Source organism: Aestuarium zhoushanense (assembly GCF_056431045.1).
On record NZ_JBWKMA010000022.1, the window covers coordinates 750359 to 766698 of the forward strand.

The 16340-nt window shown below is 57.3% G+C and carries 16 protein-coding genes; 9 read left to right on the forward strand and 7 right to left on the reverse strand.

The window, feature by feature from the left end; genetic code table 11:
* The 3 genes from AC07ED_RS11175 to AC07ED_RS11185 form a co-directional block, all read right to left on the reverse strand.
* The gene (locus tag AC07ED_RS11175; RefSeq protein ID WP_105235840.1) at window positions 1-1452 is read right to left on the reverse strand and encodes an efflux RND transporter periplasmic adaptor subunit; all 1452 of its coding nucleotides are present in this window, start codon (window positions 1450-1452) and stop codon (window positions 1-3) included.
* Between the two features lie 81 nt (window positions 1453-1533).
* The gene (gene moaB, locus AC07ED_RS11180; protein WP_105235841.1) at window positions 1534-2073 is read right to left on the reverse strand and encodes a molybdenum cofactor biosynthesis protein B; all 540 of its coding nucleotides are present in this window, start codon (window positions 2071-2073) and stop codon (window positions 1534-1536) included.
* Entirely contained in the window at window positions 2070-2858 is a 789-nt protein-coding gene (locus AC07ED_RS11185) for a uracil-DNA glycosylase (RefSeq protein WP_105235842.1), read from the reverse strand. The genes moaB and AC07ED_RS11185 overlap by 4 nt, the downstream gene beginning before the upstream one ends.
* Window positions 2859-2977: 119 nt before the next feature.
* Between AC07ED_RS11185 and AC07ED_RS11190 the strand changes: the two genes are divergently transcribed.
* From AC07ED_RS11190 to plsY, 4 genes are all read left to right on the forward strand, one after another.
* The gene (locus tag AC07ED_RS11190) at window positions 2978-3937 is read left to right on the forward strand and encodes an aspartate carbamoyltransferase catalytic subunit (protein WP_067550255.1); all 960 of its coding nucleotides are present in this window, start codon (window positions 2978-2980) and stop codon (window positions 3935-3937) included.
* Between the two features lie 166 nt (window positions 3938-4103).
* Window positions 4104-4583 (forward strand): hypothetical protein, encoded by a 480-nt coding sequence (locus AC07ED_RS11195; RefSeq protein WP_105235843.1) that lies wholly within the window; start codon window positions 4104-4106, stop codon window positions 4581-4583.
* A gap of 64 nt (window positions 4584-4647) precedes the next feature.
* Window positions 4648-5925: a dihydroorotase gene (gene pyrC, locus AC07ED_RS11200; RefSeq protein ID WP_105235844.1), complete on the forward strand. Its 1278-nt coding sequence runs from the start codon at window positions 4648-4650 to the stop codon at window positions 5923-5925.
* Window positions 5926-5928: 3 nt separating this feature from the next.
* Window positions 5929-6537 (forward strand): glycerol-3-phosphate 1-O-acyltransferase PlsY, encoded by a 609-nt coding sequence (plsY, locus tag AC07ED_RS11205; protein ID WP_105235845.1) that lies wholly within the window; start codon window positions 5929-5931, stop codon window positions 6535-6537.
* Here plsY and AC07ED_RS11210 read toward each other — a convergent pair whose 3' ends face one another.
* The 3 genes from AC07ED_RS11210 to AC07ED_RS11220 all read right to left on the reverse strand — a co-directional run bounded on the left by AC07ED_RS11210 (window position 6538) and on the right by AC07ED_RS11220 (window position 9239).
* A complete protein-coding gene (locus AC07ED_RS11210) occupies window positions 6538-7908 on the reverse strand; it encodes a glutamate--cysteine ligase (protein ID WP_105235846.1) in 1371 nt (456 codons plus the stop codon).
* 74 nt (window positions 7909-7982) lie between these two features.
* Window positions 7983-8516 carry a hypothetical protein gene (locus AC07ED_RS11215; protein WP_105235847.1) on the reverse strand — a complete coding sequence of 178 codons (534 nt, stop codon included), beginning with the start codon at window positions 8514-8516 and terminating at the stop codon, window positions 7983-7985.
* 3 nt (window positions 8517-8519) lie between these two features.
* Window positions 8520-9239, reverse strand: a complete 720-nt coding sequence (locus tag AC07ED_RS11220; protein ID WP_105235848.1) for a 16S rRNA (uracil(1498)-N(3))-methyltransferase — start codon at window positions 9237-9239, stop codon at window positions 8520-8522.
* Window positions 9240-9251: 12 nt separating this feature from the next.
* Here AC07ED_RS11220 and ubiA point away from each other — a divergent pair, with 12 nt between their 5' ends.
* The 3 genes from ubiA to AC07ED_RS11235 are packed head-to-tail and all read left to right on the forward strand — an operon-like array spanning window position 9252 to window position 12522.
* Window positions 9252-10211: a 4-hydroxybenzoate octaprenyltransferase gene (gene ubiA, locus AC07ED_RS11225; RefSeq protein ID WP_105235849.1), complete on the forward strand. Its 960-nt coding sequence runs from the start codon at window positions 9252-9254 to the stop codon at window positions 10209-10211.
* Between the two features lie 60 nt (window positions 10212-10271).
* Window positions 10272-12185, forward strand: coding sequence for an OmpA family protein (locus AC07ED_RS11230; RefSeq protein ID WP_105235850.1), 1914 nt, complete (start codon window positions 10272-10274; stop codon window positions 12183-12185).
* Window positions 12186-12195: 10 nt separating this feature from the next.
* Entirely contained in the window at window positions 12196-12522 is a 327-nt protein-coding gene (locus AC07ED_RS11235) for a hypothetical protein (RefSeq protein WP_067550271.1), read from the forward strand.
* Between the two features lie 7 nt (window positions 12523-12529).
* Here the strand turns inward: AC07ED_RS11235 and AC07ED_RS11240 are convergent, their stop codons facing one another.
* Complete coding sequence (locus AC07ED_RS11240) at window positions 12530-13477, reverse strand: L-threonylcarbamoyladenylate synthase (RefSeq protein WP_105235851.1); 948 nt, start codon at window positions 13475-13477, stop codon at window positions 12530-12532.
* 108 nt (window positions 13478-13585) lie between these two features.
* On the opposite strand from AC07ED_RS11240, the gene AC07ED_RS11245 reads away from it, so the two are divergent.
* Together AC07ED_RS11245 and AC07ED_RS11250 are read left to right on the forward strand one after the other, a co-directional pair.
* Window positions 13586-15286, forward strand: coding sequence for an acyl-CoA dehydrogenase (locus AC07ED_RS11245; protein ID WP_105235852.1), 1701 nt, complete (start codon window positions 13586-13588; stop codon window positions 15284-15286).
* Complete coding sequence (locus AC07ED_RS11250) at window positions 15286-16323, forward strand: MBL fold metallo-hydrolase (RefSeq protein ID WP_105235853.1); 1038 nt, start codon at window positions 15286-15288, stop codon at window positions 16321-16323. The genes AC07ED_RS11245 and AC07ED_RS11250 overlap by 1 nt, the downstream gene beginning before the upstream one ends.
* Window positions 16324-16340 lie beyond the last annotated feature (17 nt).

A 16340-nucleotide genomic window follows, 5' to 3' on the forward strand; every position in this document is an offset into this window, starting at 1 on the left:
TTAGCTCCCCATCCGCGATTCAATCCGCTGCACCGTTTCGGCGGGGACCGTGTCTTGTTCAAGCTGAGCGATCAGACGGGCTTTGACGGCGTCGGGCATTTGGCTGCCCGTCACAAAGCTCACCAGTTTCTCGCGACGATCCGCGTCGAGTTCGATCATCTCTGGCGCTGCGGCTTCGGCGCCCGCTTCGCCTAGCGGATTCACCTTAATCCCCGCACCGAGGAGCGGTGAGCGTTCGGCGACAATTCGACGGCCATTCAGATCGCCAACCGCGAGGATGACGTCATCCCCCTGACGGCGCAGAACCGTGACAGGAACAGTTTTTAAGCGGTCCTCGTCGTCCAAAGCCAAAACAGCACCATCGGAGCCAACCGCCGTTGCGGGCGCAAGCACAACATTATCAAGAGGAGGTTCTACAATACGCACCATCACGAAATCACCGGGCCGCAAACCAGGAGCGGAATCAATCGACGCATAAAGCAAACGCCCTGTCTGACCATCTGCAACGGTCGGGCTTTCGCGCGTCACGCGGCCTTGGGCTTCGAGTGTAAATCCAGACACATCCAGCGTTGCCTGAACGGGCAGGTCGAGAAGATCACCGTTCGCATCAATCAGACGCGCGTATTGCGCTGTGGAAACACGAAAAGCGACTTCCAACGCGGACGGGTCGATAAGCTGCGCGATCTGTTCGTTCGCCGTTACGCGACCGCCTTCGACAACGGATACATCCGAAAGGGTTCCGTCAAAGCTGGCCGTTATCGTGGTGTCGCTCAAGGTCCGCTCTGCATCCGCAACAGACAGACGCACCCGGTCGAGGCTTGTGCCTGCCTGATCAACACGCGCCTCGGCTTGAGCTAACGACTGACGCTGACTTAGGACCGAACTATTGGCCGCGGCCACGGCAAGTTCGGCAGTCTCTACATCTGATGCCGTAACTGTTCCGCGTTCGCGCAAGGCACGGGACCGCTCGAGCGCAGCTTGGCGAAGGTTCGCCTGCGCTTGTGCTTCGGTGAGGCTGTCACGAGCAATGTCCAGCGCGCCCTCAGCTTCACGCAGTTCCGCCTCGGCGTCTTTTAGGTCAGCCTGCGCAAGGGCAAGGCTCGTCTGAGCTTCAGTCGGATCGATCTGCAGGAGCGTCTGCCCCGCCTTTACCGCGCCACCCTCAACGAAGACAGGATCGGCGCTGATCACATTACCGCCGACGGGACTACGCAGAACAAGCGTTCTCTGACTGCGAACCTCACCGAAAACCGTGATCTCAGGTTGGAGTGTCGCGGCCTGAACGGTTAGGACATTCACCGAAGCAATGCGCTCTCGCTGGCCATAGTTCGGCGCTTCTTGGGACAGTCGCGCTTGGATTGCGCTACGAACACTGTTGCCAGCAATCGCGAGCAGAGCCAGCGTCAAACCTAGAAGAAAAACACCCGTGAGGCTCCGGCGTAAAAAGCGCATGGTCGCGTCCCATTAAAGTTCAGACATGTTTTAGTGCAAACCCCACGAAGGTCCACAACATAGGTCTAACGGACGTCGATCCTATTTCCGTCGCTTATGTTCTTCGAGACGCGGGAAAATCTCGACAAAGTTACAGGGCATGTGCCGATAGTCGAGTTGCTTCACGAGGATTTCATCCCAAGCATCCTTGCAGGCGCCCGTGCTACCGGGCAGCGCAAAGAGATATGTTCCCATCGCCACGCCCGCGGTCGCACGGCTTTGAATCGCTGAGGTGCCGATCTTTTGCATCGATACAATGGTGAACACCGTTGAGAACGCGTCGATCTCCTTCTCGTAGACATCGCGGTGGGCCTCGACGGTCACATCCCGCCCCGTCAAACCCGTGCCACCTGTAGAGATGATCACGTCTACGTCTTTGCTTTCGCACCACTCCCGCAAAATCGCAGCGATATCATCGCGGTCGTCCCGAATGATTTTGCGATCGGCTAGAATATGACCCGCGTCAGCAATGCGCGCGACAAGGGTATCGCCCGATTTATCTTCGGCCAATGTGCGCGTATCGCTCACCGTCAGCACGGCAATTCGTACGGGGATGAATTCGCGGACGGTGGTTTGGGTCATGGGTTTGACAGCCGTGCTTTGAGGTCAAGTAAATCCGCCCAAGCATCACGCTTGGCCGTAGGGTTTTTCATCAATTGTTCAGGGTGCGCCATCGGCAGAACGGGCTTACCCAAAACATTGGTCCATTGGCCGCGCAGCCTCGAAATGCCTGCTTTACCAAGCAGCGCCTGACACGGACTATTGCCCATCAGAACAATAATCGCAGGGTCCACGAGTTCAATATGGCGGGTCAAAAACGGCAACATCATCGCGAGCTCAGCCGCTTCGGGCACGCGGTTTGCTGGGGGGCGCCACGGCAGAACGGTTGTCACATAGACGGAAGACTTAGGATCAGGATGGCTGCGGCTCAGCCCAATGGCACCGATCATTTTATCAAGCAATTCACCAACTGGCCCAGCAAATGGTTTGCCATGTTGGTCATCATCGCGGTTCGGCGCTTCGCCAATGATCATCACATTTGCGTTCACGGCCCCGTCGCCAAAGACAAAGTTCCGCGCACCTTTTTTCAATTCGCAATGCTCGAACGCCCGCATCGCACCGGCGAGCGATTCCAGCGTCTCTGCTGACTTAGCGGCGGCCTTGGCAACAGCAACAGGATCGACTTTTTCCTTCACTGGAATCGGTGGCGGCGCAGCTTTGCCCAAAGGCGACACTTTGGCCGCTGGCTTTTCATCGACAAGCTCATACCGGTTCATTGGTGCGTCGAGGATTGCCTCGTCCGCTCCCATTTCGACCTGCCATTCAAGCAGGGCATGTGCCGTCCAGTAGTCTTGTGCAGATTCCATGGGGCAGACCCTAATGCCTTCTGCGCCAGATGTGCAGAGGTAATCTCACGGCGTTAGGCTCCCTTGCCGCCTGCCCGCCCCTTACCTATAAGCAACCCAAGGCTCGACCGGAGGATTTCATGACATTCAATGCCGCGCACCTGCTGGGGATCGAACACCTCCACCCGACAGAAATCACCACGCTCTTGGATTTGGCGGATCGGTACGCCGAAGAAAGCCGTCAAGGCATCCAGCACAAAGACGTTTTGGCAGGTCTTACCCAGATCAACATGTTCTTTGAAAACTCGACCCGCACTCAGTCGAGCTTTGAGCTGGCAGGCAAACGGTTGGGCGCGGACGTGATGAACATGTCCATGGCCACGTCGAGCGTGAAGAAAGGCGAGACGCTGATTGATACGGCGCTAACCCTCAACGCGATGCATCCCGACCTTCTGGTCGTGCGTCACGGGGCATCGGGTGCTGTCGATCTGCTCGCCCAAAAGGTCAATTGCGCCGTGTTGAACGCCGGTGACGGTCGCCACGAACACCCGACCCAAGCGCTCTTGGATGCGCTGACCATTCGCCGTGCGAAAGGCCGTCTTCACCGCCTGTCGATCGCAATTTGCGGCGATATCGCGCACAGCCGCGTTGCACGGTCGAACATCATGCTTTTGGGCAAGATGGAGAACCGGGTTCGCCTGATCGCTCCGCCCACGCTGATGCCATCCGGGATGCAAGAGTTTGGCGTCGAAGTGTTCGAAGACATGCGTGAAGGCCTGCAGGACGTGGATGTCGTGATGATGCTGCGTCTTCAAAAGGAACGCATGGACGGCGGGTTTATCCCGTCCGAGCGCGAGTATTTCCACCGCTACGGTCTGGACGCGGAAAAACTGTCCTATGCCAAAGACGACGCAATCGTTATGCACCCCGGCCCGATGAACCGCGGCGTTGAGATCGACGGTACCATTGCCGACGACATCAACCGCTCTGTGATCCAGACACAGGTCGAAATGGGTGTCGCAGTGCGCATGGCGGCGATGGACCTGTTAGCTCGGAACTTGCGTGCAAAACGCGCAGCTCAAACCAACGTCGCCGTTTGACCTGAAACAAACCGAAGGGCGCAAAACTGCGATACTGCGGGTTTTGAAAGGAACGACCGATGAGTGACAAACGGAAATCAGATGCGCGAATGGGCGGCATGGTGGCAATGGCCGCGCTCGCTGTGATGGCGCTTTTGGTAGTGGTCATGGTCGTAATAGCTGGCTGATGGCAAATCGCGAACACCAACCTGACAATGCCATTTTGGGCATGAACCGAAACTTCGTTCCGACGCTCCCTCTCGACGACGGCGAAGCAGAGATCATGCGCATGACGGCTGACACCGTCACATTTTGGCGATCACAGGCGTGGATGGCGCTGTTTTTCTCAGTCGTCGGCGCGGGCATTCTGATCGGCATGGGCAATCCGCACTGGTGGACTGCGACCGTCGGGGCTGTTTTGGCAATTGGGGTGCGGGCGCTTTACCTTGGCCCCGACGAACGAAAATCCGTATGGGTTCTGACAAATCAACGCATGATGGGCCCACAAAACAAGGTCACGACCTTGGACAACATCACCAAGGTCAACGTGATTTGGACCGCCGTCCAAGTCGTAACACTGAACGGTGATAAACATCTGATCCGCTATCAAGCCGATCCCGACGCTGTGAAAGACGCGATTCAGGCTGCACAGGCCACTTCCCACTGACACCGCTTGCGCCCTGCGTTTGTTCGCTTATACCCAAAGACCAAAGGCGGCCTGAGGGACGGACATGGACGATATTCTTTTTCATAACGCACGACTGATTGATCCGGTCACACTGACCGATAGCCTCGGGGCGATCACGGTCAAAGATGGCAAAATCACAGCCATCCTCGAAAAAGGTGAAACGCGTCCAGCAAAAGAGACGATTGATTGCGGCGGACTATGCCTCGCGCCCGGCATCGTGGACATGGGCGTGAAGGTCGGCGAACCCGGCGAACGTCATAAAGAATCCTACCGCACCGCAGGCCGTGCCGCTGCGGCCGGTGGCGTGACAACCATTGTCACCCGCCCGGACACCACGGCTGCGATTGATACCCCTGAAACGCTCGAATTCGTCGCACGTCGTGCGCAGGCTGATGCAAAGGTCAACGTTTGCCATATGGCCGCGCTGACCAAAGGTCGCGATGGCCGCGAGATGACAGAGATCGGGTTCCTTTTGGATGCGGGCGCTGTCGCCTTTACTGATGGCGATCACGTTGTCACCGACGCTAAGATTTACAGCCGCGCACTGACTTACGCCAAAAGCCTTGGCGCACTGGTGATCGGTCATGTCCAAGAACCAACGCTTTCCGCTGGTTCATCGGTGACATCTGGTAAATTCGCGTCCCTTCGCGGCCTGCCGGGGGTCAACCCGATAGCAGAGCGTATGGGCCTCGACCGTGATATTTCGCTGATCGAAATGACAGGCGCACGGTATCATGTGGACCAAATCACCACCGCCCGCGCACTGCCCGCTCTTGAACGTGCGAAACGCAACGGTCTGGACGTCACAGCAGGGGTCGGCATCCACCACCTGACGCTAAACGAATTCGACGTCGCGGACTATCGAACATTCTTTAAGTTCAAACCGCCTCTGCGCAGCGAAGAAGATCGGATCGCCGTCATCCAAGCTATTGAGAGCGGGTTGATCGACGTGATTTGTTCGATGCACACCCCCCAAGACGAAGAATCCAAACGACTGCCGTTTGAGGACGCGGCGAGCGGTGCGGTCGGGCTAGAAACCTTGCTGCCCGCCTCGCTCCGTATGGTACATGCTGGGCATATTACGCTGCCCAAACTGTTCCGCGCCCTATCGCTGAACCCTGCGCGTCGACTCGGCCTCGACTGTGGTCGTTTGATTGCCGATGCGCCTGCAGACCTCGTTTTGTTCGACCCAGATGCGCCGTTTATCCTTGATCGGTCTAAACTCCGCTCGAAATCTAAAAATACCCCCTTTGACGGCGCCCGTCTTCAAGGCACAGTCGCAGGCACATGGGTCGCGGGTCGCCGCGTCGATCAGGAGTAACCGATGCCCGACTTCAGCCAAGCCCCGACCGCCGTCATCCTATGGGCCGTTGTCGGCTATCTTTTGGGGTCCATACCCTTTGGCATGATCCTCGCCAAAGCGATGAACCTTGGCGACCTGCGCAAAATCGGGTCGGGCAACATCGGTGCGACGAACGTTCTACGGACTGGCAACAAAAAAGCCGCTGCGCTTACGCTGATTTTTGATGGTGGCAAGGGTGCTGTGGCTGTTCTACTCGCTCGCGCTTTCGCTGGCGAAGGTGCTGCACAAGCGGCCGCGCTCTTTGCGTTCTTTGGCCACTGCTTCCCTGTGTGGTTAGGTTTTAAGGGCGGCAAAGGTGTTGCGACCTTTATCGGCATCATGCTCGCCATCTCTTGGCCGATTGGCCTCATGGTCTGCGCGACATGGCTTTTGACCGCCGTGATCAGCCGTTATTCGTCGCTGTCCGCGCTTTTGGCGTCTGGCCTATCGCCCGTCTACGCAGCCCTGACCGGACGCCATGACCTGTTCATGCTCTGCGTTCTACTGGCAGTCCTGATTTACTGGCGCCATTGGGCCAATATTCAGAGACTGCGTAGCGGAACCGAGGGTAAGATCGGCCAAAAAGGCTGATCAGTAGCTGTAATCGCCATAAATTTTAGTCAGATCGCCGTTCCAATCACCATTGTAACGAGCAATCAGTTCGTCCGCAGGCGCTTGACCCGTTTCAAGGCTCTCTTTTAGGGCATTCAGGAAATGGGTCTCATCAGGAATGAGGCCATTCGCGCCGACCTTGGCACGGGCTTTCAAACCAGCCTCGGAAATAGCTACGACCTCTTTGGCGAGGTCCATCATTTTGATATTACCGACCTGCGCATGCAGACCATCAACTGACGCAGCAACACGCAGAGCTTCGCGGGTTTCAGCATCAAACCCTTTGGCCAAGTCCCAAGCAGCGTCGAGCGCGGATTGGTCATACATCATGCCAACCCATAGCGCAGGCAACGCACACAGGCGACGCCACGGACCGCCATCCGCACCGCGCATTTCCATGTATTTCTTGATACGCGCCTCGGGGAATGCCGTGGTCAGGTGGTCGGCCCAATCCGACAATGTCGGGGTCTCACCGGGCAATGCGGGCAATTGACCCTTCATGAAATCGCGGAACGACTGGCCCAGCGCATTGATGTATTTGCCATCGCGGTAAACAAAATACATCGGCACATCGAGCGCGTAATCCACGTAACGCTCAAAGCCCATGCCGTCTTCAAATACGAAGGGCAGCATACCCGTGCGGCTGTCATCAAGGTGACGCCAAATCTGCGAACGCCACGATTTGTGACCGTTCAGTTTACCCTCAAAGAAGGGCGAGTTCGCGAAGAGCGCCGTCGCTACTGGCTGCAGCGCCAGAGCCACGCGGAATTTCTGCACCATGTCGGCCTCAGACGCGAAGTCGAGGTTTACCTGAACCGTACAGGTCCGATACATCATCTGCGTGCCACTTGTGCCAACGCGGCCCATGTATTCGGTCATCAATTTGTAACGCCCTTTGGGCATCACAGGCATATCTTCGTGCTTCCAAATCGGCGCGGCACCCAGACCGATAAAGCTGACGCCCACTTCATCCGCGATAGAGTGCACTTCACGCAGGTGTTCGTTCACTTCATCACAGGTCTGGTGGATGGATTCCAGAGGCGCTCCCGATAGCTCCAGCTGCCCACCCGGTTCTAGGCTCACATTGGCGCCATTGCGGGTCAGGCCGATCAGTTGCCCCGCTTCGTGAACGGGATCCCAACCATAGCGATCACGCAACCCTTCGAGCATAGCTTTGACCGACCGTTCGCCCTCATAGGGGATCGGGCGTAGGCTATCACGGCAGTATCCGAACTTTTCGTGTTCGGTGCCAATACGCCAATCTTCTTTGGGTTTGCACCCAGAGGCGAGGTATTCCGCCAGCTGGTCATGGCTTTCGATCGGGCCTCCGCCGGATTGTGGTATAGACATGGGGTCGCCTCGATCTGTTGAATTCGTAATGAAGCTTTGAGGTGGACTTGTTAGCGGGTCAAGTCAAGGGATGGTCAGACCTGTTTTTCCACGTGCAAATCACCTGCGCGCCACAGCACAAAACGTTGTTCTTTTTTCGCCTCCAGCGCCTTGAGGGCCGTTGCGAAATCGAACCCTTTTAGCGCCGCAAGCGCATCGATAAGTTTCTCAGCGCCCTGAGCCGCAGATGGCACAGCCAACCTCTGGCCGTCCGTCTGTGTGAAAATCCAAAGCGCCTTTGCGCCCGCAGTCACCTGAACCTCGACCATTTTCAGCAGGTCCATGTCTACGGCCCCGCCAAAATGCGCCGACATCCAAGAAATCCGACGTTCGTCAATCTCGACGATCCCCGGACCGTCACCTGAGGCCGCTTTATTGAACCGTGCCCGACGAAGCCCATCAATAGCCACAACGAAACCGACCAGAGTGACCGCATAAGCGAACCAAAGGACGATCCCAAAGCTAAAAGACGCGAGCCACAGGCCCAGCGCAACAATTGCGCCACCCATAATTGTTTGCTGATGACGTAGCAGCGCCGCCTTGGCTTCGGGCCTGATCAGGTTTGCCATGTCTTACCAATCGCCCAATAGCTGCTGCCAAACCGTAAGGGCAGCCACGGCAGCTGTGTCGGCGCGCAGAATGCGCGGACCGAGGCTCACGGAATGGGCATAGGGTTTAGATTTCAGACGTGTGCGCTCTGCCTCGGAAAACCCGCCTTCTGGTCCGATCAAGATCGCCCATGGGCCCTTGCCAGCACCTGTCAGAACCTCTTGGGCACCGACAAGCGCCTCGTCACAGAACATCAACTGTCGGCTTTCGTCCCAATGGTCGAGAACCTTGGACAGTTTCTCCATTTCCCCAACCTCTGGAACATAGGTGCCGCCGCACTGCTCTGCCGCCTCAAGCGCGTGGGCCTGCAAGCGTTCTACATTCACACGCCCAGAGTTGGTAAAGTCGGTTTGAACAGGGATGATCCGCGCCGCGCCCATCTCTGCTGCTTTCTCGACGATGAAATCAGTGCGGTCTTTTTTGATCGGTGCGAAATAGAACCAGAGGTCAGGCGGCATTTGCAGCGGCTTTGTCTGTGACACGCACACAAGCGATCCTGCCTTTTTACCTGCCTGTGCAACCTCTGCATCCCATTCGCCGTCACGACCGTTGAACAGCGACACGACTGTGCCTTCGGTCAAACGCATCACGCCAAAAAGGTAATGAGCCTGCTCTTTTTCAAGAGAGACGGTTTGCCCTTCACCAAGGGCCTGTTCTACATATAGCCGAACTTTAGATGCCATGGGGCGGACAATATGAGCGACACCGACCAAATGCCAGAGGGCACAGTAGCCGATGCGGTGAAAGGCAATTGGGTCGACACGCTAGCACCCGCATGGACCCGCCCCTACCTCAGGCTATCTCGCGCGGATCGGCCCATCGGGACTTGGCTCTTGCTCTTGCCATGTTGGTGGAGCCTTGCGCTCGCCATTCTGCACACAAACAGCGTTGGTCTATTCGACCTCTGGATCGCCGTCAGTTGCGCGGTCGGGGCGTTCTTAATGCGTGGTGCAGGCTGCACGTGGAATGACATCACGGATCGGGACTTTGACGCGGCGGTCGCACGAACACGGTCCCGCCCGATCCCGTCAGGCCAAGTCACCCCAAAGAAGGCAGCCCTCTGGATGGGGCTTCAGGCACTCATTTCGCTCGGGATCCTCGTCAGCTTTAACACCTTTACTATCGCCCTCGGTGTCGTGTCGATTATTCCCGTACTGATCTACCCATTCGCAAAACGGTTCACATGGTGGCCACAAGTGTTCCTCGGCATCGCGTTCAACTGGGGCGCACTTATGGGCTGGGCCGCGCACACAGGATCACTGGGTTGGCCGCCTGTCCTGTTGTATCTCGGCGGCATCGCATGGACGCTGTTTTATGACACGATCTACGCCCATCAAGACACCGAGGACGATGCTCTGATCGGCGTAAAATCGACCGCTCGTTTGTTTGGGGATCGCTCTGCGATGTGGCTAAGATGGTTCTTGATCGCGACCGTTGCGCTGCTGGGCTCTGCTGCCGTTCTGGCCACGATCGACCGTTCAATGCTATCTCTGGTGGTAGCCGTTTGTGGCGTGTGGGCGATGGGCTGGCATTTGATGTGGCAGCTCACACGTTTCAATTCCGACGACAACGCCATTTTGTTGAAACTTTTCAGATCTAGCCGCGATACTGGGCTCATTCCTGTGCTGTTTTTCGCCTGCGCGGTTTTACTTTGATTGCACCTTTGGGCTGTAGGGCCTAGACAATACGAAATTCAAAAAAGAGCCGCCCTACATATGCGTCTATCCTCGGTTTTCATTCGCGTCGGCACCTTCGGAGTGGCTGCCCTGATTGCAACCTTGGGCGCGCAGAGTGCCGTGCACCTTCTCGAAGACAAATCCACGCTCGCCGTTCAAGAAGCCCTGCTCGATGCTGATCTAGGTTGGGTTCGCGTGATCGGTGATGGCTTGCAGGTCGTCCTAGAAGGCGAAGCCCCTGACGAAGTGTTCCGCCTGCGGGCTGTGAACGCGGCGGGTGGTGTGGTTGATGCAAGTCGCGTGATCAGCAATATGGGCGTTGCCAATCAGACCGGCATTGAGGCCCCCGATTTTGCCATCGAAATCCTGTGCAACGACAGCGGCGTGTCGCTGATTGGGCTTATCCCCGCTTCAACGGATCGGCAAAACCTGAATGGCCGTATCGCGACCGCTGCAAAGGGCAGCACTGTGACCGACCTTCTTGAGGGCGCGGATTATCCTGTTCCAGAAGGCTGGCGGAGCGCTGTGAACTTTGCTCTGCGGGCGCTGGAGGTCCTTCCTCGCTCTAAAATCTCGGTCAGTGCTGGGTCAGTGACAATCAACGCCAGCGCAGACAGTGGCGATCAACGACGCGATCTAGAGCAACGTATCAGGTCGCTAAAACCGGACAATGTAGCTCTTGCTCTGACAATCACCGCACCGCGTCCCGTTGTGTCGCCCTACATCACGCGCTTCATCATCGACGAAAACGGCGCACGGTTTGAAGCCTGCACAGCAGATACGGCAGCGTCGCGCGACAAAATCCTGACCGCAGCCCATGCGAACGGCTACGAGGGGCGCGATTCGTGCACCTTGGCTTTGGGCGTTCCATCGCGCACGTGGGGCGATGCTGTTTCGCAATCGATCAATGCATTGGGCGAGCTGGGCGGCGGGACACTGACCGTTTCGGACGCCGACGTCACCGTGACCGCGCCAGTTAATACAGATCAGGCGACTTTCGACGACGTCATCGGTCGTTTGGACAACGCTCTGCCTGAGTTATTCGCACTCACAGCCCATCTGCCGACTACGACGGAAAATGGCGCCGATGGCCCCGAGCAATTCATTGCGACACTGAGCGAAGACTCCAAACTGGACCTCAGCGGCCGCGTACCAGATGACCTGACAAATATGGTTATCGAAAACTACGCGCGGGCAAAATTCGCTGGTGATGAGGTCGTCATGGGCACGTTGGTCGACAGCGAGGGACTGCCCGCTGGATGGCAAGTCCGCGTTCTGGCTGGCTTAGATGCATTGTCGAACCTGTCGAACGGTACCGTGACCATCCAATCCGACACGATTTTGATTACTGGTCAAACTGGTGACGAAGAAGCCTCTGCCAATATTTCAGGCCTGCTGGTCGAGAAGTTTGGGTCGGACGCAACCTTTAGCGTCGATGTCGAATATGTACCGCAGCTTGACCTCGTCGTGGAAACACCGTCGTCTGAAGACTGCGTTGCACAAATCAATGTCGTCACCGAAAATCGCAAAATCACCTTTGATCCTGGTTCTGCGACGCTCACCACTGACACGCTTCCTGTGATGGACGACATCGCGGAAATCCTAAGCCAGTGTGTGGATATTGAGCTCGAGATCGCGGGCTATACCGATAGCCAAGGCAGCGAAGAGATGAACGCAAGGCTCAGCCAGAATCGCGCCGAATCTGTTGTGTCGGCGCTGCGTATGCGCCGCATCATCACCTCTAGCTTCACAGCCAAAGGATATGGTGAGGCAGATCCGATCGCCGACAACGACACCGAAGAAGGCCGCGAAGCAAACCGCCGTATCGAATTCCACTTGGTTCAGCCCGAACCGACCGAAGACGCAGCAGCAGAGCCTGAAGCGACCGAAACACCAACCGACGAAACCGCGCCCGTGACCGAGGACGCGCCCGCCGACCCAGCCGCCGAATAAGGGACACGTCATGAACAGAACCGAGCTTATCTTTGCAACGGCAGTCATCCTGTTTGTGGCCTTCTCTTTGGGATGGTTCGCAAGCTGGCTGATCAACCGCTTCACCCGCGTGACCAAAGCCGAAATCGGTGAATTGGACCGGATGGCACAAGCGCTGCACGAAGCCGAAGAAACCCGCGATCAGGCGATCACCTACCTGCAACAGCGCGAGGCAGAGATCACCAACCAACTCGCGCAGACAGAAGCAGAATTACGGGCCGCAATGGACGGCCTACGTGACGCGCGTCACGAGGCTGAAGAGCTTCGGATGTATATCGAAAAGAACAACCTCGGCTGAGATTGCGTTAGTCCCGAGGGGCAGCTGCGCGAGCAAGGCGATCATTGATCGCGCGACCCAGCCCAACGTCAGGCACAGGCGACACGGCGATTTTTGCGGCCCCCAGTGCGTTCAGTTGATGCAAGCAATCAAATAGGTTCGCCGCAGCTTCGACCAAATCACCCGTTTCAGACAACGACAGTGTCGCGCCTTCAACTGGGCCGAATCCCAGAAGGGTTTCGTCTGGCTGTGGGGCAGTGACGTTCAATCGCATGGTGCCTTCGGGCGCATAATGTGACGCGAGTTGCCCTGGCGCGACGATTCCCTCTCCCGCAGGGACCAAGGGACGGCCCAGCGCAGCCTCGATAGCCTCAGCAGGGACACCGCCCAACCGCAACAACGCGGGTTCACCGACACAGCCGACAATTGTGGACTCGACGCCAACACCGCACTGACCACCATCTATGACCGCATCAATACGGCCCGACAATCCAGCAATGACGTGGGCCGCCGATGTAGGGCTGACGCGACCCGATGGGTTCGCCGATGGGGCAGCAACAGGTCCGTGAAAGCTGCGCAAAACACCCTGTGCAACATCGCCTTGAGGCACACGGATCGCTAACGTTTCAAGGCCCGCGGTCACGAGCGGTGAAATACCCGCATCTGCCCGCAACGGCAGAACCAACGTCAAAGCGCCGGGCCAAAATTGAGCGGCGAGAACCTCGGCTTCGGTCGAGAACGTCACATACTGACGGGCCGTTTCCACATCAGGAACGTGAACAATCAAGGGGTTAAACGACGGGCGCCCTTTGGCCGCGTAAATCTGCGCAACGGCATGATCGTTCCGCGCATCTGCGCCCAGCCCGTAGACCGTTTCCGTTGGGAACGCGACCAGCCCTCCGTCACGCCAAATCTGGGCGGCACGGGTCAAATCATCACTTTTGGACGAAAGTAGTATGGTCTTCACGGTGGTCATGACGCTGCGTTTCAGTTGCGGGGTCGGAGGGCATGGCTACCCTACTCTGTGATAAAGTGGAATAGACTGACCATTCTTTGGCCAATCCCGTGAAGTGAAGGACATAAGATGCCGTATCGTAGCCCCGTTTCCGATTTTCGGTTCATCATGGATCACATTGTCGATTTTGACGCTCTTGCGCAAACAGACAAATACGAAGAGGCCACACCTGATCTGGTCGACGCAATCCTAGGCGAAGCGGGCAAGCTCTGCGATGAGGTCATCTATCCCGTCCAGCGCAATGGTGATCTGCACCCTGCAAAGCTGGAGAACGGCATCGTACGCACCTCCCCCGGTTTCGCTGAGGCCTTTTCTGCCATCGCCGAAGGAGGCTGGATCGGCGTATGTGCGAACCCAGAACACGGCGGCATGGGCCTTCCTGTTACGATCGGCACAGCAATCAATGACATGCTGTCGGGTGCGTGCCTGTCTCTTCACCTCAATCCGCTCCTGACCCAAGGCCAGATTGAAGCGCTGGAACATCACGCAAGCGATGAGATCAAAGAACTGTATTTGCCGAAACTGATTTCGGGCGAATGGACAGGGACGATGAACCTGACCGAACCGCAAGCTGGTTCTGACGTTGGCGCGCTGTCATCCAAAGCGGAACCGCTGGGCGACGGCAGCTTTGCGATCACGGGGCAGAAAATCTATATCACTTGGGGTGACAGCGATTTCAGCGAAAACATCTGCCACCTTGTTTTGGCCCGCTTGCCCGATGGTGTTCCTGGCACCAAAGGCATCAGCCTCTTTATCGTTCCCAAATTCATCCCGAACGCGGACGGCACTTTGGGTGAACGCAATAACCTGCGCGTTGTGAGCCTTGAACACAAACTCGGTCTTCACGGTTCGCCCACTGCTGTAATGAGCTATGAAGGTGCGCGTGGCTGGTTAGTCGGCCCCGAAAACGGTGGCATGGCCGCGATGTTTACCATGATGAATAACGCGCGTTTGGGTGTCGGCACCCAAGGGATCGGGATCGCCGAAGCCGCGTATCAAGCTGCTTTGGCCTACGCGATGGACCGCAAACAGGGTAAAGTTGGCGGCACTGGCACCATTGTCGAACACCCCGATGTGCGCCGTATGTTGGCAACGATGAAGGCCGAAATCTTTACCGCACGCACGATCGCGTTGGCGTGTGGCACCGCGATTGACATGGGCATCGCGACGAACGACGAGAAATGGAAGGCCCGTGCGGCCCTACTCACCCCGATTGCAAAGGCGTTCGGAACAGATGTTGGTATTGATGTGGCCAATACGGGCATCCAAGTTCACGGCGGCATGGGTTTTGTCGAAGAAACAGGCGCAGCCCAGTATTTGCGCGATGTTCGTGTGACCGCGATTTATGAAGGCACCAACGGCATTCAGGCCATGGACCTTGTTGGGCGCAAAATGATGGACGGCGGTGATGCGGCCTATCGCTTACTCGACGAGGTCGAAGCAGGTGCAGATGCCGCAAAAGCGAGCCTCCCCGAACTCGCCGAAGCTGTCTGGCAATCTGCAGAAACGCTGCGCGAGACAACGGAATGGTTGGTCGGCCAAGACATGACGGATCGCTTTGCCGTGTCGGTTCCTTACCTGCGTGCGTTCGCTCGTGTGCTGGGTGGCCACTACCACCTGACAGCGGCTCTCAAAGGCGACGAAACTCGCAAGAAACTGGCTGCGTTTTACATCAAACGCCTGCTGCCCGAACATGTCAGCCTCTGCGCTCACGTGCGCGAAGGCAGCGATGATCTTATGGCGATCTCGCCAGACGATCTGGCAGCGTGATGGACGGCAGCAAAAGCCTGATCCGCTACCCGCACGAAACACCGCCCGAAAATGGTGCGGCTATCGAAGTAGCCGAAGGCGTCCTCTGGATTCGCCTTCCGCTGCCGATGGCGCTCGACCATGTGAATGTCTACGCGCTCGACGATGGCGATGGCTGGACGCTTATTGATGCTGGCATCAACACGCGGAAATGCCGTGCAGCGATGGAAACTGCGATGGCGGGGCCTCTGGCTGGCAAGCCGATCACGCGGGTCGTTCTGACCCACCACCACCCCGACCATGTGGGTTTGGCTGGGTGGCTGACTGACCTCGGGGCAGAACTTGTCATGCCCCGCACGGCTTACCTTTTGACGCGCATGCTCACCATGGATGAGCAACCCAACTACTCGGCCCATAATCTTGCCTTCTATCGGCGCAATGGCATGGCGGCCGATGTCCTAAAACAGCGCGAAACGGAACGTCCGTTTAACTTTGCCGACTGTGTTTTGCCGCTCCCTGCGGGCTACACGCGCATTTGCGACGGTGACACGATCACCATGGGCGGGCGCACATGGGACATTCGGATGGGCGACGGACATGCGCCAGAACACGCAACATTCTGGAGCCGCGATGACACCCTCGTTCTGGGCGGTGATCAACTGCTGCCGTCCATCAGCCCGAATATCGGCGTCTACCCGACCGAACCCGAAGGTGATCCATTGGGCGAATGGCTCTGGTCCTGCCGTCAGTTCGCACCGATTGCCAGCCATGAGCATTTCGTTCTAGGGGGGCACAAATTGCCCTACTACGGGCTGCCAACACGGCTGCAGCAATTGATCGAAAACCACGAAGGTGCGCTAAATCGCATCGAGGAACACCTTTCGACACCCCGCGTCGGCGGTGACTGCTTTATCCCGCTGTTCAAGCGCGAGATTACTGGCGATCAATACGGACTGGCCTTTGTCGAAACGGTTGCCCATCTCAATCACCTTTTGAAACAAGGTCGAGTGACCCGTGAAATGGGTCCCGATGGCGCGTGGCTCTGGCAACGGGTCTAGACCTCGAGGCAGAGAAG

Bases quoted from the DNA above. Each gene is read 5' to 3' on its own strand.
- AC07ED_RS11195 (WP_105235843.1), top strand. From the start codon at position 4,104: ATGGCAAATCGCGAACACCAACCTGACAATGCCATTTTGGGCATGAAC.
- AC07ED_RS11240 (WP_105235851.1), bottom strand. From the start codon at position 13,477: ATGACCACCGTGAAGACCATACTACTTTCGTCCAAAAGTGATGATTTG.
- ubiA (WP_105235849.1), top strand. From the start codon at position 9,252: ATGAGCGACACCGACCAAATGCCAGAGGGCACAGTAGCCGATGCGGTG.
- AC07ED_RS11185 (WP_105235842.1), bottom strand. From the start codon at position 2,858: ATGGAATCTGCACAAGACTACTGGACGGCACATGCCCTGCTTGAATGG.
- AC07ED_RS11215 (WP_105235847.1), bottom strand. From the start codon at position 8,516: ATGGCAAACCTGATCAGGCCCGAAGCCAAGGCGGCGCTGCTACGTCAT.
- AC07ED_RS11220 (WP_105235848.1), bottom strand. From the start codon at position 9,239: ATGGCATCTAAAGTTCGGCTATATGTAGAACAGGCCCTTGGTGAAGGG.
- AC07ED_RS11230 (WP_105235850.1), top strand. From the start codon at position 10,272: ATGCGTCTATCCTCGGTTTTCATTCGCGTCGGCACCTTCGGAGTGGCT.
- AC07ED_RS11245 (WP_105235852.1), top strand. From the start codon at position 13,586: ATGCCGTATCGTAGCCCCGTTTCCGATTTTCGGTTCATCATGGATCAC.
- plsY (WP_105235845.1), top strand. From the start codon at position 5,929: ATGCCCGACTTCAGCCAAGCCCCGACCGCCGTCATCCTATGGGCCGTT.
- AC07ED_RS11235 (WP_067550271.1), top strand. From the start codon at position 12,196: ATGAACAGAACCGAGCTTATCTTTGCAACGGCAGTCATCCTGTTTGTG.
- AC07ED_RS11190 (WP_067550255.1), top strand. From the start codon at position 2,978: ATGACATTCAATGCCGCGCACCTGCTGGGGATCGAACACCTCCACCCG.
- pyrC (WP_105235844.1), top strand. From the start codon at position 4,648: ATGGACGATATTCTTTTTCATAACGCACGACTGATTGATCCGGTCACA.
- moaB (WP_105235841.1), bottom strand. From the start codon at position 2,073: ATGACCCAAACCACCGTCCGCGAATTCATCCCCGTACGAATTGCCGTG.
- AC07ED_RS11210 (WP_105235846.1), bottom strand. From the start codon at position 7,908: ATGTCTATACCACAATCCGGCGGAGGCCCGATCGAAAGCCATGACCAG.
- AC07ED_RS11175 (WP_105235840.1), bottom strand. From the start codon at position 1,452: ATGCGCTTTTTACGCCGGAGCCTCACGGGTGTTTTTCTTCTAGGTTTG.
- AC07ED_RS11250 (WP_105235853.1), top strand. From the start codon at position 15,286: ATGGACGGCAGCAAAAGCCTGATCCGCTACCCGCACGAAACACCGCCC.